General features: G+C 63.8%; 23 protein-coding genes. 14 read left to right on the top strand and 9 right to left on the bottom strand.

The genetic code is table 11. The features are described from left to right. Positions 1-16 precede the first annotated feature (16 nt). The 3 genes from FJ956_RS23940 to FJ956_RS23930 are packed head-to-tail and all read right to left on the bottom strand — an operon-like array spanning position 17 to position 1,926. Positions 17-781, bottom strand: coding sequence for a DUF429 domain-containing protein (locus FJ956_RS23940; protein ID WP_140684954.1), 765 nt, complete (start codon positions 779-781; stop codon positions 17-19). Then, positions 778-1,662, bottom strand: a complete 885-nt coding sequence (pdxY, locus tag FJ956_RS23935; RefSeq protein WP_140684955.1) for a pyridoxal kinase PdxY — start codon at positions 1,660-1,662, stop codon at positions 778-780. Before pdxY ends, FJ956_RS23940 begins: the two co-directional genes overlap by 4 nt. Positions 1,663-1,674: 12 nt before the next feature. Continuing rightward, entirely contained in the window at positions 1,675-1,926 is a 252-nt protein-coding gene (locus tag FJ956_RS23930) for a hypothetical protein (protein ID WP_140684956.1), read from the bottom strand. Positions 1,927-2,166: 240 nt separating this feature from the next. On the opposite strand from FJ956_RS23930, the gene FJ956_RS23925 reads away from it, so the two are divergent. The 5 genes from FJ956_RS23925 (at position 2,167) to ppa (ending at position 5,960) form a co-directional block, all read left to right on the top strand. Continuing rightward, entirely contained in the window at positions 2,167-2,814 is a 648-nt protein-coding gene (locus FJ956_RS23925; RefSeq protein WP_140684957.1) for a LemA family protein, read from the top strand. A gap of 230 nt (positions 2,815-3,044) precedes the next feature. After that, entirely contained in the window at positions 3,045-3,827 is a 783-nt protein-coding gene (locus tag FJ956_RS23915; RefSeq protein WP_246672251.1) for a YgcG family protein, read from the top strand. A gap of 6 nt (positions 3,828-3,833) precedes the next feature. Continuing rightward, positions 3,834-4,472: a TPM domain-containing protein gene (locus FJ956_RS23910; RefSeq protein WP_140684959.1), complete on the top strand. Its 639-nt coding sequence runs from the start codon at positions 3,834-3,836 to the stop codon at positions 4,470-4,472. A gap of 219 nt (positions 4,473-4,691) precedes the next feature. Continuing rightward, positions 4,692-5,201, top strand: coding sequence for a GNAT family N-acetyltransferase (locus FJ956_RS23905; RefSeq protein ID WP_140684960.1), 510 nt, complete (start codon positions 4,692-4,694; stop codon positions 5,199-5,201). A 225-nt stretch (positions 5,202-5,426) separates the two neighbouring features. Continuing rightward, on the top strand, positions 5,427-5,960 hold the full coding sequence (gene ppa / locus FJ956_RS23900; protein ID WP_112101830.1) for an inorganic diphosphatase: 534 nt from the start codon (positions 5,427-5,429) through the stop codon (positions 5,958-5,960). Positions 5,961-6,413: 453 nt separating this feature from the next. On the opposite strand, the gene FJ956_RS23895 is transcribed toward ppa, so the two are convergent. The 4 genes from FJ956_RS23895 to FJ956_RS23880 are packed head-to-tail and all read right to left on the bottom strand — an operon-like array spanning position 6,414 to position 10,871. After that, positions 6,414-7,361 (bottom strand): ABC transporter permease, encoded by a 948-nt coding sequence (locus FJ956_RS23895; protein WP_140683318.1) that lies wholly within the window; start codon positions 7,359-7,361, stop codon positions 6,414-6,416. 3 nt (positions 7,362-7,364) lie between these two features. After that, on the bottom strand, positions 7,365-8,342 hold the full coding sequence (locus FJ956_RS23890) for an ABC transporter permease (RefSeq protein WP_181170361.1): 978 nt from the start codon (positions 8,340-8,342) through the stop codon (positions 7,365-7,367). 1 nt (position 8,343) lies between these two features. Next, positions 8,344-9,807: a sugar ABC transporter ATP-binding protein gene (locus tag FJ956_RS23885; protein WP_140683324.1), complete on the bottom strand. Its 1,464-nt coding sequence runs from the start codon at positions 9,805-9,807 to the stop codon at positions 8,344-8,346. Positions 9,808-9,854: 47 nt separating this feature from the next. Further along, complete coding sequence (locus tag FJ956_RS23880) at positions 9,855-10,871, bottom strand: ABC transporter substrate-binding protein (RefSeq protein WP_140683327.1); 1,017 nt, start codon at positions 10,869-10,871, stop codon at positions 9,855-9,857. Between the two features lie 196 nt (positions 10,872-11,067). Here FJ956_RS23880 and FJ956_RS23875 point away from each other — a divergent pair, with 196 nt between their 5' ends. The 6 genes from FJ956_RS23875 (at position 11,068) to FJ956_RS23850 (ending at position 18,618) form a co-directional block, all read left to right on the top strand. After that, positions 11,068-13,479, top strand: coding sequence for a glucan 1,4-alpha-glucosidase (locus FJ956_RS23875; protein WP_140683330.1), 2,412 nt, complete (start codon positions 11,068-11,070; stop codon positions 13,477-13,479). A gap of 51 nt (positions 13,480-13,530) precedes the next feature. Then, on the top strand, positions 13,531-14,538 hold the full coding sequence (gnd, locus tag FJ956_RS23870; protein WP_140683333.1) for a phosphogluconate dehydrogenase (NAD(+)-dependent, decarboxylating): 1,008 nt from the start codon (positions 13,531-13,533) through the stop codon (positions 14,536-14,538). Positions 14,539-14,550: 12 nt separating this feature from the next. Beyond that, positions 14,551-15,927, top strand: coding sequence for a glucose-6-phosphate dehydrogenase (zwf, locus tag FJ956_RS23865; RefSeq protein WP_140683336.1), 1,377 nt, complete (start codon positions 14,551-14,553; stop codon positions 15,925-15,927). Positions 15,928-15,943: 16 nt separating this feature from the next. Beyond that, entirely contained in the window at positions 15,944-16,648 is a 705-nt protein-coding gene (locus tag FJ956_RS23860) for an ROK family protein (protein ID WP_140683339.1), read from the top strand. Between the two features lie 204 nt (positions 16,649-16,852). After that, positions 16,853-17,314 (top strand): MucR family transcriptional regulator, encoded by a 462-nt coding sequence (locus tag FJ956_RS23855; protein WP_140683342.1) that lies wholly within the window; start codon positions 16,853-16,855, stop codon positions 17,312-17,314. Between the two features lie 185 nt (positions 17,315-17,499). Next, the gene (locus FJ956_RS23850) at positions 17,500-18,618 is read left to right on the top strand and encodes an aminotransferase class I/II-fold pyridoxal phosphate-dependent enzyme (RefSeq protein ID WP_140683345.1); all 1,119 of its coding nucleotides are present in this window, start codon (positions 17,500-17,502) and stop codon (positions 18,616-18,618) included. Here the strand turns inward: FJ956_RS23850 and FJ956_RS23845 are convergent. Further along, a complete protein-coding gene (locus FJ956_RS23845; RefSeq protein WP_246672212.1) occupies positions 18,602-19,075 on the bottom strand; it encodes a hypothetical protein in 474 nt (157 codons plus the stop codon). The genes FJ956_RS23850 and FJ956_RS23845 overlap by 17 nt on opposite strands. Positions 19,076-19,106: 31 nt before the next feature. Then, entirely contained in the window at positions 19,107-19,436 is a 330-nt protein-coding gene (locus tag FJ956_RS23840; protein WP_140683348.1) for a hypothetical protein, read from the bottom strand. Between the two features lie 628 nt (positions 19,437-20,064). Between FJ956_RS23840 and FJ956_RS23835 the strand changes: the two genes are divergently transcribed. The 3 genes from FJ956_RS23835 to FJ956_RS23825 all read left to right on the top strand — a co-directional run bounded on the left by FJ956_RS23835 (position 20,065) and on the right by FJ956_RS23825 (position 26,539). Further along, positions 20,065-21,147, top strand: a complete 1,083-nt coding sequence (locus FJ956_RS23835) for a transporter substrate-binding domain-containing protein (protein WP_140683351.1) — start codon at positions 20,065-20,067, stop codon at positions 21,145-21,147. A 232-nt stretch (positions 21,148-21,379) separates the two neighbouring features. Further along, positions 21,380-22,618, top strand: a complete 1,239-nt coding sequence (locus FJ956_RS23830) for an MFS transporter (protein ID WP_140683354.1) — start codon at positions 21,380-21,382, stop codon at positions 22,616-22,618. Between the two features lie 240 nt (positions 22,619-22,858). Then, positions 22,859-26,539: a hypothetical protein gene (locus tag FJ956_RS23825; protein WP_140683357.1), complete on the top strand. Its 3,681-nt coding sequence runs from the start codon at positions 22,859-22,861 to the stop codon at positions 26,537-26,539. Positions 26,540-26,613: the final 74 nt, after the last annotated feature.

Genomic DNA, 26,613 nt, shown 5'->3' with positions numbered 1-26,613 from the left:
CTCGGCCCGATATGCGTCACGCCCAGATGGCAACGGGGATGCCGAAGCGGTCGGTCGGCGGCGGATCGGGCGACGGCCGCGCCTCGCCGCCGGCGATCCGCCCGGCAATCAGCATCATGGCCGCCGCGTCGAGGAAATCGTCGCTCGCCGCGCCGCGTGGCGCTGCCTGGTCGAGGAAGGCTTTCTCGTAGCCATGCCGGCAAAGCAGCGCCTTGCGCTCCTTCATGCCGGCCGGGTTGACCGCTCCCTTGATCTTCTTCGGCAGCGCCATCGCCGTGCCGCCATTCAGCTGGCAGAACGCCATTTCCGGATGCGATTCGAACACCCGGCCGCGCAAATCGGGCCGCGAGATCAACAGCTGGTCGATCTCGCGGATCTTCGAAAAAATGCCGAAGGCCTGGATGGAAACGCCGCGCGGCGGATCCGAGGTAGCCAATGCCACCGCGCTTGCCAGCCGGTGCGCCGCATGCCAGGCCTCGATCGTGGTGAAGTCGCTGGTATCGGCATAGAGCGCCGCCCGCGAGGGAATGGCGAACACGCTCGATTGCCGTGCCCCAAGCAAAGGCCGCACCAGCGCTTCCGGCCCGCGGCCGCCCTTGCGCGAAAAATCCGGCAGGCCGATCGGCATGTCGACGGCGACGGTGGCATTCGGCAGCGCGTCGAGCAGCGACTGGAAGCTCGGGAAGACCGATACCGATGGCGGTTTGTCCAGCTCGCGGTGGACGGCGATCCAGCCGGCCTTGCAGCCGTCGACACCGGCCAGGCCGCCGTCTGGCGTCACGCCCGCTTGTCCCGCCCGGGATGCAGGAGATGGCGCAACTGCACCATGGCCATGGGGTGCGACAGGCTCTGCGCGTCGGTTTCGAGCTGCAGCTCGTCGCCGCCGCGCTTCGCGGTGCGGGCGAGGATCTCGTAGACGGCGGCGGTGGTCGATTGCAGCGCCTTGACCGGCGCCTGGCCGGAGAGAACGCGCGCCAGATAGACGGCGGCGGTCAAGTCGCCGAGCCCATTCGGCGGCCTCTCGATCACGCGGTGCTCGGCAAGCAGCGCCTGGCTGCCGTCGAGCAGGAAATTGCCGGTGCCGCCCGCCATCATGGCGGGCGCCGAGGTCACCAGCATGGTCGAAGGACCGGCATGAAGCGCGGCCGCCGTCACCGCCTTGATGTCGGGCAGCGGCGCGCCCGCCATCCATTCCAGCTCATAGCGGTTCGGCGTCGCGATATCGGCGATCGGCATCAATTTGTCGCGCATGGCGACGGCCGTCGGCTCGGGCACGTAGAGCCCGCCGGAATCGCCCATCACCGGGTCGCAGACGTAAAGCGCGTTCGGCGTCTTTTCCTTGACGGTGGCAACCAGCGAAGCGACGGCTTCCGCCTGGCCTGCCTCGCCGAGATAGCCCGAAAGCACGGCCCTGACCTCGCCCAGCCACGGCGCCCGCTCGAGATCGGCCATCAGCGCCTTGAACTGATCGAGCGGCGGCACGATGCGCGTGGCCCGGCTGTGGCCCGGATGCCAGGGCAGGATGACAGTGGGCACCGCCCAGACCGGGAAACCCAGCGTCTCCAGCGCAAAGACCGCGGCGCGGTTGCCGACCGAACCGCGGGCGACATGGCTGGAGATGACGATGACCGCGCGCGGCGCGTCGGTTTTTTCTGCATTCATGGAATCTGAATCCTAGCCGCCACGTGTGGCGGCATACACCAGCCAGGCCAATAGCCCAATGGCAATGACGAAACCGAGCGTTCGGCCAATGCGGGTTCCCCAATATTCGATGGGATCGGCGCGGTCGGCGTCGGCGGCGGTGACACGGTCGCGCGCGTCCTTCGCCGTGCGGACGATGAACGACGCGCCGCCCGGCGCCGTCTCGCGCGCCACGCGTTCGAGGATGCGGCGCGATTCGGTCTCGTCGTCCCGGCGCTCGGCCATGCAATTGCCCTTTCCTGCCCGGAGCTTAGAGCAATTCCAGGAAAAGTGCGAAGCGTTTAGACTCGGCGACTTCGCCGTAGCCTTCCCGACCGGAATTGCGTCAAACAGAGATGGAATCCTGTTCGCTCGGCTAGTCACAGTGGCTCGCGCCCGCGCCGGAATCGGCGTCGTCAGCCGAGCATTTTCTTACGCGTGGATTGTGGTAATGCTTCGCATGCAACTTCTGTCGAGGGACCAATCATGATTGCCGAGCGCCTCTCACTAGCTTCCCCCTTCCGCAGCCTGCCCGCCTTCCTGATGATGGCTTTCGTGCTGCCGCTACTTGCCGGCTGCGGCTACAACACCATCCCGACGGCGGAAGAGAACGCCCATGCGGCCTGGAGCGAGGTGCTCAACCAGTATCAGCGCCGTTCCGACCTGATCCCCAACCTGGTCGAGACGGTGAAGGGCTATGCCTCGCATGAAAAGGATACGCTCGACGCGGTCGTCCAGGCGCGCGCCAAGGCGACGCAGATCACCGTGACGCCGGACACGCTGAAGGACCCGGACGCGCTGAAGAAGTTCCAGGATGCCCAGGCCGGCCTGACCAGCGCGCTGTCGCGACTGATCGCGGTGTCGGAAGCCTATCCCGACCTCAAGGCCAACCAGAATTTTCTCGCGCTGCAGGCGCAGCTCGAAGGCACCGAGAACCGCATCGCGGTGGCGCGGCGCGACTACATCCAGGCGGTCAGGGACTACAATCTGACGCTGAAGACCTTCCCCTCCGTGCTGTGGGCGACCTTCTGGTTCCGCGGCAACGAGCCGTTTGCCAACTTCACCGTCGAGGAAGACAAGATGCAGGTGCCAAAGGTCGATTTCGGCACGAGCACCACCAAGCAGGGCGGGTGAGAGCCTCGGCTGAAATTTAATCGAGCTTGCAGGCCTTGAGTTCCTTCACACCCCCCTCTGTCCTGCCGGACATCTCCCCCGCAAGGGGGGAGATCAGCCGTCATCCGCGCTTTCGCCAACTTTCAGCCTCTGAAAGAGAAAGCCGGCGACGAAGCTGTCAATCTCCCCCCTTGCGGGGGAGATGGCCGGCAGGCCAGAGGGGGGTGTGCCGGAGCGCCTTCGGCGGTGTTTTGCTCGCCCTCTTCCTCCTCCCCCTCGCCGCCCTTGCCGCCGACCTTCCCGCGCTCACCGGCCGCGTCGTCGACAATGCCGGCATCATCGATGCCGGCACGCGCGCGGCGCTGACGCAAAAGCTCGCCGACTTCGAAACCAAGGGCTCGGACCAGATCGTCGTCGCCACCATTCCCAGCCTCGGCGGCGAGGAGATCGAGCCTTACGCCAACCGGCTGTTCCGCTTCTGGAAGCTCGGCCAGGCCAAGGAAAACAACGGCGCGCTGCTCTTGGTCGCGCCCAACGACCGCAAGATGCGCATCGAGGTCGGCTACGGGCTGGAAGGCACGCTGACCGACCTGCACACCAAGCTGATCATCGAGAACGACATGGTGCCGGCCTTCCGCGCCGGCGATTTCTCCGGCGGCATCACCAAGGCCGTCGACGACATGATCATGGTGCTGGAGGGCAATCCGGAGGAGCTCGAAGCGCGCGGCAAGCGCAACGAGCAGGCGCCGTTCAACTCCGATGACCTGTTCTTCGCCATTTTCATCACCATCTGGGCGCTGATCTTCTTCGGCGGCATCGCGATGACGGTGCTGCCGCCGATCTTCGGCCAGAAGATCGGACCCGGCCGCTATCGCTGGCTCGGCATGACTTTCGAGCCTGGCCGGCGATCCTCCTCGTCGGGTGGCGGCGGCTGGTCGTCGGGCGGCGGTGGCTGGTCCTCGGGAGGAGGCGGCGGCGGGTTTTCCGGCGGCGGCGGCTCGTCCGGCGGCGGCGGCTCCTCGGGAAGCTGGTGAGGCATCATGGCAACGCGATCGATCAGCGCCGAAGACCATGACCGTATCGCCGAGGCGATCCGGACGGCCGAGTTGAAGACCGACGGCGAGATCTACTGCGTCGTCGCTCGAGCCAGCGACGGCTACTTCTTTCCGGCCGCGTTCACGACGACGATCGGCCTGTTCATCGCCAGCCTTGCCGTCGCCTACGGGCTGGAGGGCTTGTGGCTGACCATCCGGCTGCCGCATTTCGTCCTGGCACAAGTGCTGGCGCAGGCCTCGGTGCTCGCCCTGCTCTGGTTTCTGCCCGCCTTGCGCATTCATTTCGTGCCGAGAGGGCTGCGCTATCAGGCGGCGCACGCCAATGCGATGAAGCAGTTCCTGGCCCGCAACGTCCACCGCACCCAGGCGCGCACGGGCGTGCTCATCTTCGTCTCCATCGCCGAACGCTATGCCGAGGTCGTCGCCGACGCCGGCATCGATGCCAAAGTCGGCCAGCATGTCTGGGACGGCGTTGTGCGCGACCTGACGAAACATGCCGGCGACGACCGGCTGCCCGACGGCTTCGTCAAGGCCATCGGCACGGTCGGCGCGGTGCTCGCCGAGCATTTCCCGGTGACGGAAGGCGACACCAACGAACTCGACGATCATCTCGTCGAAATCTGATCAGAGCATGATGCCGAAAAGTGTGAGGCGGTTTTCGGGCGACATCATGCTCTATCTCTTGGATTTAGAGACGGATTCAGATTTCAGGTCGATTCGACCTGAAATCATCCGGCTCTAGGCGCCTCGTCGGCACACCCACCCTTTCGCCTGTGCGAAAGCGAGAAGGCATGTTGGCGGACTCTTTGCAATCAGCCGATGCAGGTTTATGGTTAACCAATCATGAACACGCTGACGATCGACATCCGGAAGGCAGAGCCGCGCGACGCGAGCGCCATCGCCGAGGTGCACCAGCAGGCCTGGCGCGGCGCCTATTCCGGCATCATCCCGCACCGCACGCTGACCTCGATGATCAACCGCCGCGGCGTCGACTGGTGGGCCAACGCGATTCGCCGCGCGGCCACGGTGCTGGTGGTCGAGATCGGCGGAACGGTCGCCGGCTATGCCACGATCGGCAAGAACCGCGCCCGCGAACTCAGGCAGCAGGGCGAGATCTACGAGCTTTACCTGCGTCCCGAATATCAGGGCATCGGGCTGGGCAGCCGCCTGTTCAAGGCGGCGAAGGCACGCCTTGCCGATCACGGCCTGCGCGGCCTGGTGGTGTGGGCGCTGGAAGAAAACCACAACGCCTTGGCCTTCTATGCCGGCAATGGCGGCCGCGATATCGCCGAAGGCGTCGAGGTCTTCGAGCAGAAGGCGCTCAAGAAAGTGGCTTTCGTCTGGAATGACTAGCGTCGCCTAAAGCGCGTCGCGATCTTTCAGATTCGCTCCATGCGCTTTAGGTTCTTGATTTTACGCATGTCTTTATCCCGAAACCGGTTCCCACTTTCGGGAGACATGCTTTAGGTTACAATCCATCACAAACTGTGCGCTTCCATGAGCGTCCAGTGCCATTCGCCGCATTGCACCATGACGCTTCGCCCGCTATCGGTCTTGGAATCGAGAGAGGGATAGACCATGCGTATCGAAGCGATTGCCACCGGAAAGAACCCGCCCGACGACGTCAACGTCATCATCGAGGTGCCGATCGGCGGCGAGCCGATCAAATACGAGATGGACAAGGAGGCCGGCACGCTGTTCGTCGACCGCTTCCTGCACACCTCGATGCGCTATCCCGGCAATTACGGCTTCGTGCCGCACACGCTGTCGGGCGACGGCGACCCCATCGACGTTCTGGTCTGCAACACGCGTGCGCTGGTGCCGGGCTGCGTCATCAATGTGCGGCCGATCGGCGTCTTGATCATGGAAGACAATGCCGGCCAGGACGAAAAGGTGATCGCCGTTCCCTCGCCGAAGCTGACGCTGCGCTACGAGAACGTCACCGAATACACGCATCTGCCCGAGATCACGCGCCAGCAGGTGCAGCACTTCTTCGAGCACTACAAGGATCTCGAACCCGGCAAATGGGTCAAGATCGAAGGCTGGCACGATTCCAAATACGCCAAGAAGATGATCGTCGACGCGATCGCGCGGGCTAAGGCCGCAAAGTAAGGCTTCAACGCAATCCTGGACGGAAGACCGTTTGCTCTAGTGGCACTACACAGGGATTTAGACCGGTCGGCTCTGTTTGTGTTGGCAGGTGCATGCGTTCGAGATTGGCCGAAACGCCCATCCCGATCGTCATTCTAGGGCGGAGCAGGAGCGAAGCTCTGTCGCGAAGACCCTGGAATCCATGCCGTTACCTTCGCCAAGGAGTGCAACGGAGCAAAATTCTGCACTGTGGCGGCGCTTCCCAGTCACGGCATGGATTCTATGGTCTGCGCCGCGTCGCTTCGCTCCTTGCTCCGCCATAGAATGACGACGTTGGGGGGCGGCTTCATTAGGGCGACCCCAGGAAAAGTGTGAGCGGTTAGGTTCGGCGGTTTCGCCGTAGCCTTCCGTCCGGAATTGCGTCAAAACAAAGAGATAGAGTGGTTCGCCGTTTCCGTGAAACGGTGAAACGCTCTAGCGCACCGCCTTCTCGCCGCCGGCCGCCGTGATTACGCCGACGATGATCAGTCCGGTCAGCACCAGCCGCACGCCGGCGCTGACGCCGAAGGTGTTGAGCATGGTGAGCAAGAGCACCAGGAACAGGCCGGCGCCCCAGACGCCCGGCACGTTGGCCTTGCCGCCGGCGACCGAGGTGCCGCCGATGACCACGACCGCTATCGAGGCGAGCAGGTATTCGTTGCCGATGTCGACATTGGCGCCGCGGAAATAGCCGGCAAGCAACGCCCCGTCGATGCCGCCCAGCGCGCCGCACAGCGTGTAGGTGAGAAAACGGATGCGGCCGACATGGACGCCGGCGAGCCATGCGGCGCGGATGTTCTGGCCGATCGCCAGCACCGAACGGCCGTAGATCATGCGCTGCAGCGCAAGTGCGGCGCCGATCGTGAAGACCACCGTCAGCATCGCCAGCACCGGAATGCCCAGCACCTGCCAGTTGGTGAAGTCGGCGAAGCCAGGCGGCGGCTTGATCTGCAGGCCGCGGCCATAGCTGATGTCGACCGACTGGATGATGAAGCTCGCCGACAGCGTGGCGATGATCGGCGGGATGCGCAGCGCCCAGATCAGCAGGTAGTTGATGGCGCCGATCGCGGCGCCGCAGGCAAGTGCCGCCAGCAGACCGACCAGGATCATGGAATCGCTGCCGCCCATCACCTTCATGGCGACCGCGCTGGCCAGCCCGATATTGGCCGGCAGCGACAGGTCGACATTGCCGGGTCCCAACGTGATGACGAACATCTGGCCGACGCCGACGATGACGGTGAAGACGGCGAGCGACAGCGCCGCCGTGACCATGCCGCCGGCGCCGTAGCCGCCGGTGAAGGCAATCGTTGCCAGCCAGACGACGAGCGCGCCGACGAAGGACCAGATCCAGGGTTTTTCAAGCAGCGTCCGCACCGAGGTCATCGCTCACCGCTCCCTGCGGCTGATCAGCACCCGCGCCGCCAGCACGATGATCAGGATCGCGCCATTGGCGGCCACCTGCCAGTCGGGCGGGATGTGCATGAAGGTCAAGAGCGGCGAGGCGGCCAAGGCCAGCGTCAGCGCGCCGAGCACGGCGCCGATCGGCGACACCCGGCCGCCGACGAACTCGCCGCCGCCGAGGATGACGCCGGCGATCGACAGCAGCGTGTAGCCGTTGCCGATATTGGCGTCGGCCGACGTGGTGATGCCGATCAGCGCCATGCCGGAAAGCACGCCGAACAGGCCGGTCAGCGCGAACAGCACGACCTTGGTGCGGAGCAGCGACCAGCCGGCGCGCCTCAACGCCGCGGCGTTGCCGCCGGAACCGCGCAGGATCACGCCATAGGAGGTGCGCATCAGGCCGAAATGCACGACTGCGGCGATCAGCAGCGCGGCAAGGATCGGGAACGGGATGTAGGGCGGCTTGAAGGACATGATCGAAAGCAGCCAGTCCGGTGCCTTGCCGCCGGGCTTGGGCAGGACCAGGATCGCAAGCCCCTGCCAGACGAAGCTCATGCCGAGCGTCACCACGATCGAGGGCAAATTGCGCAGATGGATCAGCGCGCCGAGCAGCGCATAGACGCCGATCGAGCCGATGAGCACGAGAATGCCGATGAGCGGCGCGTCCCTCAGCCAGGTCGCGGTAACACAGCCGACAAACCCGACGAACGTCCCGATCGACAGGTCGAGCTCGTTGCCGGCGATGACGTACATCTGCGCGATCGTCGCCAGCGCGATCGGGATCGCCAGGTTGAGCATCAGGTTGAAGCCGAAATAGCTGATGGCGCGCGGGTTGAGCCAGGCGATCGCGATCAACACCAGCGCCAGCGACAAAGCCGGCAAAAGACCGCGCAGCATGCGCGCCCTGGCCGCACTGCCGCGCGGCGAAGATTTGGGCAGCGTGCCGGGAGTGATCGCGGTCATCTCAGGCCGCATCGCCGAACGAGGACTGGATGATCTTTTCCTCCGTCAGCTCGTCGCGCCCAAGATTTGCGACGATGCGGCCGTTCTTGAAGACATAGACATGGTCGCAATTGTCGAGTTCCTCGGTCTCGGTGGTGTACCAGAGGAAGGTTCGGCCCTTGGCGGCCTCCTCGCGCACGAGGTCGTAGACTTCGAGCTTGGTGCCGATATCGACGCCGCGCATCGGGTCGTCCATCAGCACGATCTCGGCGTCGGAGCCGAGCGCGCGGGCAAACAGCGCCTTCTGCTGGTTGCCGCCCGACAGCGAATAGATGTTGTTGTTCATGTCGGGCGTGCGGATGCCGATCTTCTTCTTCCAGGCCTCGGCAAGCTCGGCCTCGCGCTGCGGCGAGATCAGCAGCCCGCTGCGCAGCCGGGCCAGCGAGCGGATACCGATGTTCTGCGCGATCGACCATTGCGAAAAGATGCCGTCCGACTGGCGGTCGCCGGCGACCAGCGCCACCGGCGCGGTCACCTCGATGCCTGCCCTGGCGCGGGAGGCAGCAGAGAATATGGCCAGGAGCAGGTCCGTCTGGCCATGCCCGGCAAGCCCGGCAAGCCCGATGATCTCGCCGGCGCGGGCGACAAGCTCCTTGTCGTCCTGCTGCTTGGCCGGGCGCGCGCGAACCCTGAGCGCGCCGGGCTCGGTCTTCCAGGTCTCGGCTGCGGCCTTCTGATGTCCTTCGGCGCCGCCCATGGCGGCGACCAGTCTATCGCGGTCGAACGCGCTTGCGGCATCCGCCGCGACCACCTTGCCGTCGCGCATCACCACGATGCGGTCGGCGTTCTGCAGCACCTCGCCCAGCACATGCGAGATCAGGATGCAGCTGCCGCCGGCCGCCACGAAGCGGCGCACGAATGAAAGCAGCTGGCCCGCCGTATGCGCGTCGAGCGAGGAGGTCGGCTCGTCGAGGATGACCAGGTGCAGCGGCTCGCGGGTCAGCGTGAAGGCGCGTGCCACCTCGACCATCTGCCGCCTCCCGATCGAAAGGTCGCCTGCAATGTCGTCCGCCGAAATGCCGTGGTCGGGGAAGATCTCGTCGAGCTTGGCGCGGATGAGGTCGGCGGCCCTGCGCCGCCAGCCGAAACCGGCGAGCGAGGGATGGTTGATGCGCGTATTCTCGGCAATGCTGAGATTGGGGCAGAGCGACAATTCCTGAAACACGCAGCGTATGCCGAGCTCGAGCGCCCGCGCCACCGAATAGCTCGCCTCCTGATTGCCGCGCACGGCGATCTGCCCGCCATCCGGCCGCAGCGTGCCGGCCACCATATGCATGAGCGTCGACTTGCCGGCGCCGTTATGCCCGACCAACCCGACGCATTCGCCGGCGCCGACATGGAAGTCGACGCCGTTAAGCGCCCGGACGGCGCCGAAATGCTTTTCGGCGCCGTCCAGTCTGACGATATCTGCAATAGCCTGGAGCATCCTCAACTTTTATCCGGTTGGCGATGCGGGCGGCAACCTGCCCACCACTATTGCTTGATGTTGGCCTTGATGGCCGCGATGGCGTCTTCCTGCGTGTATTCGTGCGTGGCGACGCCGCCCTCCTTGATGTTCGGCAGCGCGGCCTCGAAATCGTCCTGGGTGAAGGCGAGGTACGGCACCAGGAGGTCATGCGGGATGTCCTTGCGGCCATCGAGCACCTGCTGCGCCACCCAGAAGGCCAGCGTCGAGACGCCGGGCGCGATCGAGGCCGACCAGGTCTTGTAGCCGTCCTTCTCCTTCTGCTCCTTCCACCACTTCAGCTCGTCCTGCCGGTTGCCCATGATGATGGTCGGGCGCGGCTTGCCGGCCGCGGCGAAGGCCTGCGCGGCGCCATAGCCGTCACCGCCCTGGTCGACGATGCCGACGACATCCGGCAGCGACGGCAGGATGGTCGCCACCGCCTTCTGCGCCGTGGTCTGGTCCCAGTCGCCCGTCACCGAACCGACGATCTTGAACTCGGGATGGGCGGCGACGCCCTCGAGGATGCCGGCATGGATGGCATCGTCGATCGAGGTGCCGGCGAGACCGCGGATTTCCAGCAGATTGCCGCCCTTGGGCTGGAACTTGGCCATCTGCTCGACTTCCTGCTTGCCCATGTCCTTGAAGTCGACGACGACGCGATAGGCGCAGGGCTCGGTCACGGTGCCGTCGAAGGAGACGACGGTGATGCCGGCGTCGCAGGCCTGCTTGATGGCGCCGTTGAGCGCATCGGGCGAGGCCGCGTTGATGACGATGGCGTCATAGCCCTGCAGGATCAGGTTCTGCACCTGCGCTGCCTGGGTCGGCACTTCCTTGTCGGCGGTGGTGAAGACGTCCGCCGCGCCGACCACCTTGTCGTCGACCGCTTTCTTGGTGACGATGCCGTAGCTGTCGAGCATCGCCTGGCGCCACGAATTGCCGGCATAATTGTTGGAGAATGCGATCTTCTTGCCGCTGGTGTCGGCAAGCGCGGTGCCCGAGGCGAGCATCGCCGCCAATGCACCCAATACGAGCAGTTTCTTCATGTCGGTTCCTCCCGAGGTTGCTGCAATTTAACAGATGGCCGTAACGCGAATTCTCTGTTTTTTATCTATTGTCAGACAAATTCAGAGGAACCGCAAGCTGTCAACTCCAAAGCATTGGCACTGCTCGATCAACTTGCGGTGCGACGATTGAAAAGACGGCGACTCCTGGTCTAGGAACGCAGCAGGAGGCCAATGCATGGCAGTGACGCCGACCGTTGCTAAAGGCGCGCCCGGGATTCCGGCGCGCTGGACATCGAGCGCCAAAAGCGGCGTCGGCACCGCGCTTTCGGCAAAAAGCCCGCTCTGGTTCACCACCAGCCACGGCATCCTGAACGAGATCTATTATCCGCGCCTCGACAGCGCCTGCACGCGCGACCTGGGGCTGATCGTGATCGGTCCCGGCGGCTATTTTTCCGAAGAAAAACGCGATGCGGCCCACACCGTCGACCCTTTCGAGGACGGTGTCCCTGGCTACCGGCTGACCAACACCGCTTCCGACGGCGCCTACCGGATCGAAAAGCGAATCGTTACGGATTCGAAACGACCTGTCCTGCTGCAGGAAACCAGTTTCACCGCCCTCAAGGGACAGCCTGCCGATTACCGCGTTTACGCGCTGCTGGCGCCACATCTCGTCAATGCCGGCATGGGCAACACCGGCTGGGTCGGCGAGCACAAGGGGCAGCGTTTTCTGTTCGCCACCGGACGCGGTGTCTCGCTGGCGCTTGCCTCCTCCTTGCCCTGGGGCGCCTGCTCGGCCGGCTATGTCGGCTTTTCCGACGGCTGGCAGCAGTTGCACGACAATGGCGCGCTCGATCCGTCCGGCCGGGTGGCCGAAAACGGCAATGTCGCGCTGACCGGCGAGATCGGTTTTACTGCCGGCAAGACGGTTGCCTTGCTGGCGCTCGGCTTCGGCGCTTCGCCTGAGGAAGCCGCCGATCTTGCGCTCGCGAGCCTGAAACAGGGTTTCGAGCCGGCGGCCAAAACCTATGTCGAGAACTGGCGGACATTCCAGGCTGGGCTGGAAAGACTCGACCGTCACGCCGCCTCCGGTCTGAACGCCTACCGCGTCAGCAGCGCGGTGCTGGCGACGCATCTGTCGATTGCCAGACCCGGCGCCGCGGTCGCCAGCCTATCGATCCCCTGGGGTTTCAACAAGGGCGACGACGATCTCGGCGGCTATCACCTTGTCTGGCCGCGCGACCTGGTCGAGACGGCGGGCGGCTTCCTCGCTGCCGGCGACGGCAGGCAGGCGCTGCAGATCCTCGCCTATCTGCGTTCGATCCAGCAGCCGGACGGCCATTGGCCGCAGAATTGCTGGTCCGACGGCACCGCCTACTGGCCCGGCATCCAGATGGACGAATGCGCGTTTCCGCTGCTTTTGGCCGACGCCTTGCGTCGCGCCGGCCAGCTGCCGAAGGCGAAGCTCGCCGACTTCCTGGGTATGATCGAGAACGCGGCCGCCTATGTCGTGCGCAACGGCCCGGTCACCGGCGAGGACCGCTGGGAAGAGGACGCCGGCTACAGCCCGTTCACGCTGGCCGTGGAGATAGCGGCACTGCTTGCCGCCGCCGACATGCTTGACGCCTGCGGTAAAAATGAGCCGGCAAACTATCTGCGCGAGACCGCCGATTGCTGGAACGACCAGATCGAGCGCTGGACCTATGTGACCGGCACCGAGGCAAGCGCCAAGGTGAGCATCGAAGGCTATTATGTCCGCATCGCCCCGCCCGACAATGGCGCCGCCGCCTCGCCGAAGGACGGCTTCGTGCCGATCAAGAACCGGCCGCCGGGCGACACCGACAAGCCGGCCGAGGCGATCATCAGCCCGGATGCGCTGGCGCTGGTCCGCTTCGGCCTGAGGGCCGCTGACGATCGGCGCATCCTCAACACCGTCAAGGCGATCGACGCCGAGCTGCGCTGCGACCTGCCGCAAGGGCCGCTCTGGTACCGCTATACCGGCGACGGCTATGGTGAGCATGAGGACGGGGCACCCTTCGACGGCACCGGCCGGGGGCGGCCGTGGCCGCTGCTTGCCGGCGAGCGCGCGCATTACGAGCTGGCCGCCGGCCGCAAGGACAAAGCGGCGCAGTTGCTTGAGACTTTCGAACGCTCGGCCGGCGTCGGCGGCCTTCTGCCGGAACAGGTCTGGGATCGCCCGGACATGCCGGACCGTGAATTACGGCTGGGCGCCCCTTCCGGCAGCGCCATGCCGCTGGTCTGGGCGCATGCCGAGCACATCAAGCTGTTGCGCTCGCTGCGCGACGGCGCCGTCTTCGACCTGCCGCCGCAGGGCGTCGAGCGCTACATCAAGGGCAAGACGGTCTCGCCGCTGCGGATCTGGCGCTTCAACAACAAGATCCGCTCCATTCCCGCCGGCAAGGCCCTCCGCGTCGAATTGTCGGCGCCCGGCGTCGTCCATTGGAGCAGCGACAAATGGCTGACCGTGCAGGACAGCAGGACGGCCGAAAATGCGTTCGGCATTCATCTGGTGGATTTGCCCGTTGACCGCCTGCGGCCGGGAACCACCATAGTCTTCACTTTTTTCTGGCCCGGGGCGATGCGTTGGGAGAATGTCGACTTCAGCGTCGGCATCGACGCCCAATCGTGATCCAGGCGGGCCATTGTACTTCTCCTTTCCTCAAGCAATCGGGATGAAACCATGCAGATCGGAATGATGGGACTGGGCAGGATGGGCGCCAACATGGTGCGGCGCCTGATGCGCGACGGCCATGAATGCGTCGTCTACGACATCAATTCGGCAAGCGTCGCCGGCATGGTCAAGGACGGCGCCATTGGCGCGGCCTCGCTGGAGGAATTCGTCGGCAAGCTCGCCAAGCCGCGCTGCGCCTGGCTGATGCTGCCGGCCGCGATCACCGGCAAGATCGTCGACCAGGTCGCGGCGCTGATGGAGCCGGGTGACATCATCATCGACGGCGGCAATTCCTACTACCACGATGCCGTCGACCAGGCGGCGAAGCTGGCGGTGAAAGGCATCAACTTCGTCGATGTCGGCACCAGCGGCGGCGTCTGGGGCCTGGAGCGGGGTTACTGCCTGATGATCGGCGGGCCGGACGACGCGGTTAAGCATCTCGATTCGGTCTTCGCCACGCTGGCGCCAGGCGCCGATGCGGGCGCCAACCCGCCCAAGGATGCCGGCACGGCGCCCTTCGGCTATCTCCATTGCGGGCCGAGCGGCGCCGGCCACTTCGTCAAGATGGTGCATAACGGCATCGAATACGGCGTCATGGCCGCCTATGCCGAGGGCATGAACATCCTGAAGTCGGCCAATGCCGGCAAAAGGCAGCGCACCGCCGACGCCGAGACCAGCCCGCTTGAGAACCCGCAATACTACCAGTTCGACGTCGACCTACCCGCCGTCGCCGAGGTATGGCGGCATGGCAGCGTCATCGGCTCCTGGCTGCTCGATCTCACCGCCGGCGCCCTGAAGAGCGACCCGGCGCTCGTCCAGTTCGGCGGCCGCGTCTCCGATTCCGGCGAGGGCCGCTGGACGCTCAAGGCCGCGATCGACACCGGCGTCCCGGCGCCGGTGCTGTCCTCGGCGCTGTTCGACCGCTTCTCCTCGCAGGGCGAATCGCAATTCGCCGACAAGCTTTTGTCCGCCATGCGCTACGCCTTCGGCGGCCATATCGAGAAGCCGAAGGCGTAGGGGAGAAACTGCATGAGCCAAGAGAGGTCTGACACGCTGGTGCTTTTCGGAGCGACCGGCGACCTTGCGCACAAGAAGATTTTCCCGGCGCTCTACCAGATGGTTGCCAAGGGCACGCTGAGCGAGCCGGTGATCGGCGTCGCCTTCGACCCTTGGGAACTCCCCAAACTGGTGGACCGCGCCCGCGACGGCATCGTCACGGCGCTGGGTTCGATCGACGACAAGGTTTTTGCCAAGCTCGCCTCACAGCTGCGCTATGTCAGCGGCGACTACCGCGACGGCGCGACCTTCGAGAAGCTGAAGACGGCGCTGGGTTCCGCGCAGCGGCCGCTGCACTACATGGCCGTCCCCCCGACCATGTTCGAAACCGTTGTGCAAGGACTGGAGCAGTCCGGCACCGCGCGCGGCGCGCGGCTGATGGTGGAAAAGCCGTTCGGCCACGACCTGCAGTCGGCGCGCTGGCTGAACCGGGTGCTGCATCTGGTGTTCGACGAACAGTCGATCTTCCGCATCGACCATTATCTCGGCAAGGAGGCGATCCAGAACCTGCTCTATTTCCGCTTCGCCAACGCCTTCCTCGAGCCGATCTGGAACCGCAACTTCGTCGAAAGCGTGCAGATCACCATGGCCGAGGATTTCGGCGTCGAGGGCCGCGGCAAATTCTATGACGATGTCGGCTGCATCCGCGACGTGATCGAGAACCACCTGCTCAACATCCTGCTGCTTCTGGCCATGGAACCGCCGGTCGGCCGCTCGGCCGACGACCTGATCGACGAGAAGGTACAGGTGCTGCGCGCCATCCGCACGCTGACCAAGGACGATGTCGTGCGCGGCCAGTTCGACGGCTATCTGGCCGAACCGGGCGTCAGGCCCAACTCGCCGGTCGAGACCTTCGCGGCGGTGCGCTTCTTCGTCGACACCTGGCGTTGGCAGGATGTGCCTTTCTTCATCCGCGCCGGCAAGAACATGCCGGTGCACGCCACCGAGGTGATCGTGCGCATGAAGCGGCCGCCGCTCGACGTCTTCGACCCGATCAAGCCGGGCGACGCCAATTATGTGCGCTTCCGCATCGACCCGCAGGTGGCGATCTCGATCGGTGCCCAGCGCAAGGTCGCCGGCGACGACATGATCGGCGAGCAGGTGGAGCTGACCGCGCTCGACGACACCAAGGGCGACATGCCGCCCTATGAACGGCTGATCGGCGACGCCATGAACGGCAACGGCCAACTCTTCACCCGCCAGGACGCGGCCGAGCTTGCCTGGCGCATCGTCGGGCCGGTGCTCGGCGACACCACGGCGCCGGCAATCTATGCGCCCAGGACCTGGGGGCCGGCCGATGCCATGAACGGCTTCGGCCCGCCCGACGGCTGGATCAATCCGAGCAAGTAACTTTGGGGAGGACGGGATGGCGAAGGCAGCAAAAACCGCCGCGGCGGGCAGCGATCCGATCGTGCTCGCCATCGACGTCGGCGGCTCGCATGTAAAGATTCTCACCAGCGCCGGCGGCGAGATGCGCCGGGTCGCGTCCGGGCCGGGCTTGACCCCGGACCAGGTCGTCGCTTCGGTGAAGAAACTGGCGGAGGACCTGGACTACGACGTGATCTCGATGGGTTATCCGGGCCCCGTGCGCGACAACAAACCCTCGCTCGATCCCTTCAACCTCGGCAAGGGCTGGAACGGCTATGATTTCACCGCTGCCTTCGGCAAGCCGGTGAAGCTGGTCAACGACGCGTTGATGCAGGCGATCGGCAGCTATGACGGCGGCCGCATGCTGTTCCTCGGCCTCGGCACGGGCTTGGGCGCCGCCATGATCATCAAGAATGTCGGACAGCCCATGGAGCTTGCCCACCTGCCCTACAAGAAAGGCGCCAGTTTCGAGGATTACGTCGGCGAGCGCGGCCTGGTAAAGCGCGGGAAGAAGAGGTGGCGCAAATACGTTTTCGACGTTGTCGACAGGCTTCGCGCCGCCTTGCAGCCGGATTATGTCGTGATCGGCGGCGGCAATGTCGACAAGCTCGATCAATTGCCTGAAAAATCCCGGCGCGGCGACAACACTCGCGCTTTCGAGGGAGGATTTCGTCTGTGGCGCGACAAGGCGCTGGTCGTCTGATATTGTTATATTTCAGTATAATTGTTCAAAACAGCGTGTATTGACGCGACAAACGTTGCGCCGCGCAGATTTGCCGACTAGGAATTCGCCGGCCTGCGGCCCTTGCGGCTTCCCGAATTCGCAAACAACGCTCGCAGCGCTTCGACATTACACCGCGAAAACCGGATCGTTTTCGCGACCTTGCGGCAGAAATGGAGGGACTACGTGGACGAGGACACAAGCACAGCCAGGGAAATCGACCTGCTCGAGCTCACCGCTCATATCGTATCGGCCTATGTCGCGAAAAATCGCCTGCCTGCTTCGGACCTGGGCGGACTGATCGCCAGCGTCGCCTCTTCGATCGGCGGGATCAGCCAGCCGGCGGCGCCCGCGGCGCCCCCGCTCGTTCCCGCCGTCAATCCCAGGCGCTCGGTGACGCCGGATTACATCATCTGCCTCGAGGACGGGAAGAAGTTCAAATCGCTGAAGCGCCATATCGGCGTGCATTTCGGCCTGACGCCGGAGGCTTACCGGACCAAATGGGGCCTCCCGGTGGACTACCCGATGGTCGCGCCAAATTACGCGGCGTCGCGCTCGCAGCTCGCCAAGTCGATCGGCCTCGGCCGCAAGGCGGAACCGGAGCCGGCGAAGCCTGCAAGGGGCAGGAAGGCCAAAGCCTCGGCCTGAAATAACGCGCCTGCACCAATGGTTTGAGGAAGCCTGCCGAGGAAACAGCCTTGGCAGGCTTCCTGCTTTTGTGGCTTGGATGAGGCCACCAGGGCAATTCCAGGAAAAGTGTAAAGCGGCACGGAATTGCGTCAAAACAGGACGTGCGGTTTGTTTAAAACGATGAACCGCTGGGGGAGCCGGCTATGAACTACGCCAGGATGGTGATCGAGAAGGAAGCGCCGGAGGAATACGGCTACGACCGCATCCGCCACAACCTTTCCGAAAGCTCGATCGCCGACCAGAAACTTTCCGACATCGGTCTCGCGCTGCCCGACCTCACGCTGTTTTACGGCGAGCATCGCGGCGACAAGGACTTGCGGGCGCTGATCGCCGGGCAGGACAAGGGCCTTGCTCCCGACGATGTGCTGGTGACCGCTGGCGCGGCCGGCGCGCTGTTCATCATCGCCACGTCGCTTTTGTCGGCCAGCGACCATCTCGTGGTCGTGCGGCCGAACTACGCCACCAACATCGAGACCCCCAAGGCGATCGGCTGCGCCATCTCCTATGTCGATCTCGATTTCGACCAGGACTTTGCCATCGACATCGACCGTGTGAAGGCAGAGATGCGGCCTAACACCAAACTGATCAGCGTCACCTGCCCGCACAACCCGACCGGCACGATGATGACACGCGCCGATCTCGACGCGCTGATCGCGCTTGCGGAGAGCCGCAAATGCCGGCTGCTGGTCGACGAGACCTATCGCGACCTCTCTTATGGCGCGCGGTTGCCGTCGGCGGCCTCGCTCAGCCCAAGCGCCATCAGCGTCTGCTCGCTGTCCAAGGCCTTCGGCATTCCGGGCATCCGCATCGGCTGGCTGGTGACCCGCGATCCGCAATTGCAGGAAACATTCCTCGCCGCCAAGGAGCAGATCGGCATCTGCGGCAGCGTCATCGACGAGGCGATCGCGCGCGCCACGCTCGAACGCCGTGATGCCTTCCTCGCCTCGCTGCTCCCCGAAATGGCCAGGCGCCGCGACATCGTCCAGGACTGGATCGACGGCGAGGCGCTGGTCGACTGGGTGCGGCCGCAAGGCGGCGTCGTCGGCTTTCCGCGGCTCAACGTCGATGCCCGCTTCGACCTCGACAAGTTCTACACCCGGCTGCTGGAGGAGCACAGCACCTATGTCGGTCCCGGTCACTGGTTCGAGATGCCGAAACGCTTCTTCCGCCTCGGCTTCGGCTGGCCGAAAGAGGCGGAGTTGCGCGGCGGGCTGGCGGCCATCTCGGTTGCCCTGAGAGAGGCCGTCACTGTCGTTCCGTGACGGTTTCGGCGAAACATCTGGCCAATCTTTCCGGCGCTCCGAGCTTCTTCGCCCAAGACACAAGGTCGGGTTTTTCCGATGGCTCCGCATAACCGCCCCAGACGTCGCGGAACTGTTTCTTCCCGTTGACCGTCTGGAAGAACATCACGCCGTCATCGCTGACGGGCGTGGAGACGTAAACGGCGCTCCAGTTGCCGCTCTCCATGATCGTGAAGAACTTCGCCTGGGCAGGCTTGAACTTGTTGCCCACCGCCGCGGCGACGAGAGGGGCATATTCCTGTTTGCGCGCCTTCGTCACTTCGATCTTTATGCCGTCACAGGCGTTATTCGCTGCGAAAGCAGGGGCCAGCGTCATTTCCAGCCCGGCGAGGCCCGGAATTGCGCAAAAACAAACAGCTAGAACAGTTCGGCGTTTCCGTGAAACGGTGAACTGCTCCAGGTCGCCGAATTCAGACATGGATAGCGTCCTTCTCTTGCTGCGGAGTCCATTAACCGGAATCGTCATCGTCCGACGACCTGTCGTCATCCGGCGTGTCGACCTCGCAGCCGATGCCGTTGCAACCCTGATAGTTGCCGCGCGTATCGAAGTTGGGATTGCCGTTCCTGTCGTATTGCGGCCTGTCGTCGATGCTTTGATCCGCATCGTCAGGGTCGTCGACTTTGCATCCGAGCCCATGACATCCGATGTAACGGCCACGCGTATCGAAATTGGGGTTGCCGTTCCTGTCGTATTGCGGTCGACTATCGATGCTGTCGGTGGTGCAACCGGCGAACGTCAGCGAGGCGGCGACCAAGGTCGCGTGGATCATCAATTTCATGGCTCACTCCTCCGACTGGCTGGCGGCCATGCGATGTTCGTCCGGATCGCCGCACAACGATTGCGGCGATCGAACCACCAGCAAGTGCTCTTAAGGTCGAGGGGGGGGGGACGCTCCCTGTGGGAGCCGCCTCGGTGAATGCCTATTCCCTCTCCATGCTTAGCGCCCATCCGCCCAAGCATGCCGACAATCCGCCAGCGCGGTTGATGTCGCCTGAAGGTTGCGTCTGAAGTTGACCTATGGCAAGGAAAAAATGTCAGGCCACTGGCTTAACTTTGAAAATGATTAATAATCATGCGACCATGTCGACTCGCTTAGCGAATGCTAATATGTTATCGACACAAACTTCCCATAAAACGAACCCTATTACACTTTTGCAGAACGCATAGACTAAGAACTAATACAAAATGACGCCGTCGAGTTACGTAAGGATAGGCAAGAAAGCGGAGCGAGATATCCTGATACACCATCGCTTGCATATCGATATATTGCCCTGGCATTTTCGAAGCAGGTCACCCTTTGCACGGAGCGAAAGAAACGCAGGAACTGGCCGGCGGATTTTCAATGTTTCGGGTCTCATGAACGCCGTCGGTCGTCCTCGGCTGACGAGAAAAGGATCGCAACGCGGATGTGGTGCAGGCTAGCCGGCGCTTTCGCCCTGCTTCTGGCGCTGTTGTGGCCACAGATTGCCGCCCATGCCCAACAGCCTTCCGCGCCGCTGAACGTTGGTGTCTTCGTCAATCCTCCTTTCGTCATGAAGAATGGCGGACGGCTCACTGGCATGGCAGTCGATCTTTGGGAGGATCTCGCTCCGAAACTGGGCCGCCAGTACCGCTATGTCGAATTCCAGACCGTCCATGATCTCGTCGAGGCCACCGCCTCCGGCAAGGTCGACGTGGCCGTCACCAACCTCACCATAAACCAGTCCCGGGCTGAACGGGTCGACTTCACCCAACCCTGGTTCGACGGCGGCATGCGGATCATGACCGGCACGGATCAGGGAAAGGGCTTCGGCAATCTGATCGAGGGTCTCAGCGATGCCGGTTTCCTGAAGGCCTATGTCTGGATCGGCCTGATCATCGTGGCTGCCACGGTTCTACTCACCTTCTTCGACCGGCGGTTTGACGCGGCGTTCCCCAAGCGGTGGCGCGACGGCATCGCCGAGAGCTTCTATACAGTGATGTCGGTCGCGACATCCGGCAAGCCGCCGTCGCGAAAGAACCTGTTCGGCTGGATCGGGCGCATCTGGCAAGGTCTGTGGCTGGTTTGCGGTATCGCCGTGCTTGCCTACGTCACCTCGTCGGTCACGAGCGTGATGACGACGCTTTCACTCACCAACCAGATCAACGACATCGCCGACCTCACCGACAAGACGGTCGGCGTGCTGAGTGGTACGGTCGAGGAGGATTTTGCGCAACAGGAGGGCTTGCAGACGCAGACCTACGCCGGCCTCGATCGCGCCGTCGACGGGCTGGTGGATGGCCAGGTGACCGCCATCATCGCCGATGCACCGGTTCTGGAATACTATGCCTACACACATCCCAATCCACCGACGAAAGTGGTTGGGCGCCTGTTCCAACCGGACAAGTATGGCTTCGCCCTTCCGCGCCAGAGCCCCTTGACCCGTCCGCTGACAATAGAATTGCTCGGCGCCCGCGATAAAGGTGAAATCGATGAGCTTCGGACCAAATACTTTGGAGCACCTCATTGAGGCCGGATTGGCGACCGGGTGGCTTCGGCAACTCGACCTGCGAGCCGATCGCCTCTCTCGCTGCGCCATGGCGAGAGTTCGTGCGCGTTCGATGAGACACTCCGGCAAAATCCTTCATCCAGTGGATTTTTTGCGCGCATGGCAAGACGAACTGGGCTAAAGGGTTGCGGCCGGACCAGCGCCCACCGTGGAAGTGCCCCGCCGGCCATCGTCGCAACGGGGCCCTCAAACCATGACCGTCGAAGCAACGTCACCAGACCAGCGCTACGCTGCTTTCCGCCACCGCCCGTTCCTCAGCTACTGGACGGCGCGCTTCCTCACCACCTTCGCCACCATGATCGTGTCGGTCGCCGTCGGCTGGCAGGTCTATGACCTGACCCGCGATCCGTTCGACCTCGGCATTGTCGGCATCGTCCAGTTCCTGCCTTCGTTGCTTCTGGTCCTGGTCACCGGCGTGGTCGCCGACCGCTTTGGCCGCCGCCTGATCATGACCTTGTCGACTTTGGTCGAGGCCGGCTGCGCACTGGCCCTGCTGCTTCTGGCCTTGCGCGGGCTGACCAGCCCGCTGCCGATCTTCATCGTGCTGGTGATGTTCGGCATTGCCCGCGCCTTCTACGGCCCGGCCTCGTCCTCGCTGTTCGCCAATCTCGTGCCGCAGGAGGATTTCGCCAACGCGATCGCTTGGAACTCGTCGGCCTGGCAGACGGCGACCATCGTCGGCCCGGTCGCCGGCGGCCTGCTCTACGGCGTTTCGGCGGAAGTCGCCTACGCCACCGCCGCCGTCCTGATGCTCGCCGCGGCCGCGCTCGTCTTCACCATTCCCAAGCCCGCCCAGCAGACGGCCACCGACAAGCCGACGATGCAGACGCTGTTTGCCGGCTTCGGCTACATCTGGGGCGAGAAGATCGTGCTCGGCGCGATCTCGCTCGACCTCTTCGCCGTGCTTCTGTCGGGCGCCTCGGCGCTGCTGCCGGTCTATGCGCGCGACATACTGGAGCTCGGCCCCTGGGGGCTCGGCCTGCTGCGCTCGGCGCCTGGCATCGGCGCCATCTGCGTCGCCGTCTGGCTCGCCGGCCATCCGATCCGCGATCATGCCGGCAAGATCATGCTGGGCTTCGTCGCTCTGTTCGGCGCCTTCACCGTGCTGTTCGGCGTCTCGACCATCACCTGGCTGTCGATCGCAGCACTCGCCTTGCTCGGCGCCACCGACATGTTCAGCGTCTATATCCGCGAGACGCTGATCCAGCTCTGGACGCCGGACGAGGTGCGCGGCCGCGTCAACGCCGTCAACCAGGTCTTCGTCGGCGCCTCCAACGAGGTCGGCGAATTCCGCGCCGGCACCATGGCGGCGCTGATCGGCACGGTTCCCGCAGTGGTGATCGGCGGCATCGGCGCCATCGCCGTCGCCGGCCTGTGGGCCTATCTGTTCCCGGCGCTGCGCCAGGTACAGCACCTCAACAGCCGCAACTGATTGGGTCTTTATCTGAGCCGCCGGATCCGACGCTCGGGCCGGGCAGCTTGCGCCGATACTCGCTTTTCCACAGCCACGAAGCGTCGTCCTGTTCTTCTTCCGTTCGGCACTCCCAGACGCTATCTTGGCGTCATGGTTACTGCTACACAGATTGCCAGTTGGGCCAACACGACACCAGCTCAGGCAGAATTGCCTCGGCTCCTACGCCGGCTGATCCACAGCGTCTCGACCGTGACGCAGATGGCGATGCCGGCTGGTGAATCCGTCGCGTTGCCGGGGTTTGACGGAGAGCTGCACAGCGAAACGGGCAACGCGTGGGTGCCTGTCGGCCATTCCTGTTGGGAATTAAGCTGTCGCGCTGACTCCATTACCAAGGCAAACGAAGACTTCGCCAAGCGTACATCAGCGACGTCGCCGGAAATCAGAGCAGAGCGTAGCTTCGTTGCTGTCACCGCCCGCCGTTGGGCGGCTAAGTCGCGCTGGCGGGACGAGAAAATCGCGGAAGGTTCGTGGAAGGACGTTCGGGCCTATGACGCTGACGACCTGGAGCAGTGGCTCGAACAGTGCCCGGCGGTAGCGCTCGCTTTCGGCGAAGAACTTGGCATCGTCGGCCCCGGTGTCGAGAGCCTGGCCGCGTATCTGGAAAAGTGGGGTGCGCAATGCACTCCCAAGATCATGTCCGCAGCATTGCTCACTGGTCGGATCGACCAGGCGACAAAGCTGGTTCATCGGGTTGAACGGATTCGTGGCGGAACGGCGACCGAGCCGCTAGCGATCAAGGCAGACAGTGTCGAGGAAGCGGTTGCCTTCACAGCGGCCGCACTGCTCGAAAATGACCATATTTCCAGCCAATCGGTCATAGTCACTAGCACGGACGGCTGGCGCTATGTCGAGAAGAATGCAGGCATCGGGGTTGCGGTAGCTGCGACACCGGCCGTAGCCGAGGCGCCAGCGGTTAGGGATCGACTGGCGTTGGTGGTGCCGTACGCGTCGGGCGACATGGCCCGCCAGTTCAAGGGCCTCGCCGCAAGGCTGAACGATGCCGAGATGGTGCTGGAGCGGGCATTGCCCGGCGAGTTCGAAAAGGCGCTCCAGCTCATCGGACTCGATGAGAATGACACGCGGCGCCTGTCGACGCTTTGCGGCCGCTCCTGGTCTGTGCTTCGGCGCCAGCACGCGATCAATCCAGCCATTCGACGGCCAAGCTGGCTCGATAGCCCGGCCGCCGATGCCTTGGCGACGGTCTGCCTCGTCGGAGGCTGGTCGACCAGCAAGCCGAGCGATGCTGAGATCGTCGCGCGGATCAGCGGCAGGCCGTATGAGGAGTTGGAAACCGATCTGCTCGCGCTCGAGCGGCTTGACGATTCGCCATTGCTGCACATCGGCACGGTCTGGAAAGCGAAGTCTGCGCTTGAGCTCCTCGCCATTTTCGGTGAACGCATCACGCTGGTGCAGCTGGATCGCTATTTCACCGAGTTGGAGGCTGTCCTCGCCGCGCCCGATCCGCAGCTCGAACTAGCGGAGGAAGACCGCTATGCCGCTGCCATTCATGGCAAAGTGCGGCCGATCAGTGGACTGCTGCTGGACGCCTTGTGCGACACGCTCATCAAACTTGCGGCGCGCGGCGTCGATGTCCCCGCACTCATAGCGATCGACATCCAAGGTCGTATAGATCGCCTCGTGCGCAATCTGCTTCGCGATGGCGACCGGGTTCGCTGGCTCTCCTTGGCCAGCCAACTCCCCGCTCTGGCTGAGGCAAGCCCTCACGAGTTTTTGACGGCGGTCGAATTCGGCATAGGCAGACCTGGCAGCGGTCCGCTTTCTGTCTTTGCCGAAACCAAGAGCACAGGGATCGGCAGCCGATGCTGGCACGCCGGGATGCTTTGGGCACTCGAGACGTTGGCCTGGGCTCCGAACCGGTTGCGACGAGTTTCGCTGATACTGGCGAAACTGTCCGCCGTGGAGATCGATGGAAACTGGGGCAACAAACCCAGAAGCTCGTTGCTCGATCTCTACCGTTCGTGGTTCCCGCAGACCGCCGCAACGGTCGAGCAACGGATCAGCGCGATCGATTTCCTGATCGAGCAGACACCGGATGCCGCCTATCAGCTTCTCGACAGCTTGACCGGAGCCGGCCCCGATTTCGCCAACCATATCGCACGGCCCAAATGGCGGTCCGACGATGCGGGCGCCGGCTATGGTGTGACCGGCCTGGAGCGTCACACGATGGTGGCCGCGGCAATCGATCGCCAGATAGAGATGTCGCGAGGCCATGCTCAACGCATTGCGAAGCTCATCGCCAAATACGCCACACTCGACACGCCGCGCCAGCAACGGATCATCGAGCTGATCTGGGAATGCCGGGCGCTAGGCGATGAAGACAAGGAAGTGCTCCGTTCGGCCATACGTCATAAGCTGCATTGGCATCGCAACTATGACGAGAAGCGTGACGATGCGACACTCAGCACGCTGCTCGACCCGCTTGAGGCCGTCTATGCGGACCTGGAACCGGACGACGTCATCGTCAGGCACGCTTGGCTGTTCCGGAGCAGTTGGGTCGAACTTCCAATCCGCACACGAGGAACCGAACTCGACGCCGAAGAGCGCCAAGGGGTGCAAACCGCCCGCGCAGCGCTGAGGGACGTATTCGAAGCGCTTGGTTGGGAAGGCGTTGTCAAGCTCGCCACCCTTCACGCGGATGCCTGGACCGTTGGCTGCCATCTCCCGCATATCGAGCTACCGGAGCAGGAACTCGATCGGTGGATCGTCGAGGAAGCGGGCCAACTTCACCGCGGAGAAGTTCGAACGACCGTTGCGGCCGCCATCCTGTGCTGTATGTCGTCGGAAGAACGCAGTGCTGCCCTCGGGAGGATCTTCGAGATCGCACCTGCGGCGGGGCATGTGCCGGATTGGCTGGCGCGCCTCCTCGTCCTGTGCCCTCATCATCCGCAGATATGGGATCGCGCCGACGGCATCAGCAGGTCCGAATACTTCTGGTCAAATTGCACCAACAATTTGTGGCTCGACAACCCGGTAGAGATGGAGACAGCAATCCGCAAGCTCGTCGCGCACGGCCGGCCGGTATCCGCGCTGAATGCCTGCCATATCAAGTTCTCTCCCTATGACCCCGAGCTTGTCATAGACATGCTAGAAGGGGTCATGAAGGGACTCGAAGTGGCCGAAGGCCATATCCCTCAGAGTTACGTCTTTCAACGCGCGATCGACTATCTCGAAGACTCGGGAGCGATCGACGAGATGCGGCTCGTTCAACTCGAGTTCGCGATAATCCGCGCATTCGGCTTCGAGGGAGAGCAGCACGCGAAGACACTGTACCGGGTTCTCATGTCACGACCAGAGGTGTTTGTCGAACTCCTCTGTCTCATCTACAAACCGCACAGCGGCTCCGATCGAGAAGCAGATGATAGGCAACGAGGCGCCGCCGAGAATGCTTGGCATATCCTACACGCCTGCGAGCGTCAGCCGGGCACCAGTGCCGATGGCTCGATCGACCTCGATCAAGCCGTTCAATTCGTGGAAGAGACCCGGCGGCTCGCCGCTCAGCAAGATCGGCTTGCGGTGTGCGACATCACGCTGGGAGAAATCTTGGCCCATGCGCCGGATGGTGCTGACGGTTTGTGGCCGGGCGAAGCTGCCCGGGCTCTCCTGGAGCGCACTTCTTCCGAAGATATGCTTGGAGGGTTTTACACAGGGAGCATGAACAAGCGCGGCGTGCATTCACGGGGAGCCTACGAGGGGGGCGACCAGGAACGCGCACTGGCGGCGCATTATCGGCATCACGCCGGTGCACTAGAAGTAACCCACCCTCACCTCGCCGGTGCTTTGCATGATCTGGCGCAGTCGTACGACCGCCACGGGGCTCGTGAAGACCTTGATGCAAAGCTACGGATAGAGGGGCGATAGTCCCAGGCATTGTCGCCATAGCGAAAGGCCTGGTTGGAATACATGCGCGCCAGCGAAACGTCGCCTCGCCGCGC

The organism is Mesorhizobium sp. B2-4-3 (assembly GCF_006442815.1).
Classification (GTDB): domain Bacteria; phylum Pseudomonadota; class Alphaproteobacteria; order Rhizobiales; family Rhizobiaceae; genus Mesorhizobium.
This window is presented reverse-complemented; position numbering and strand designations above follow the sequence as displayed.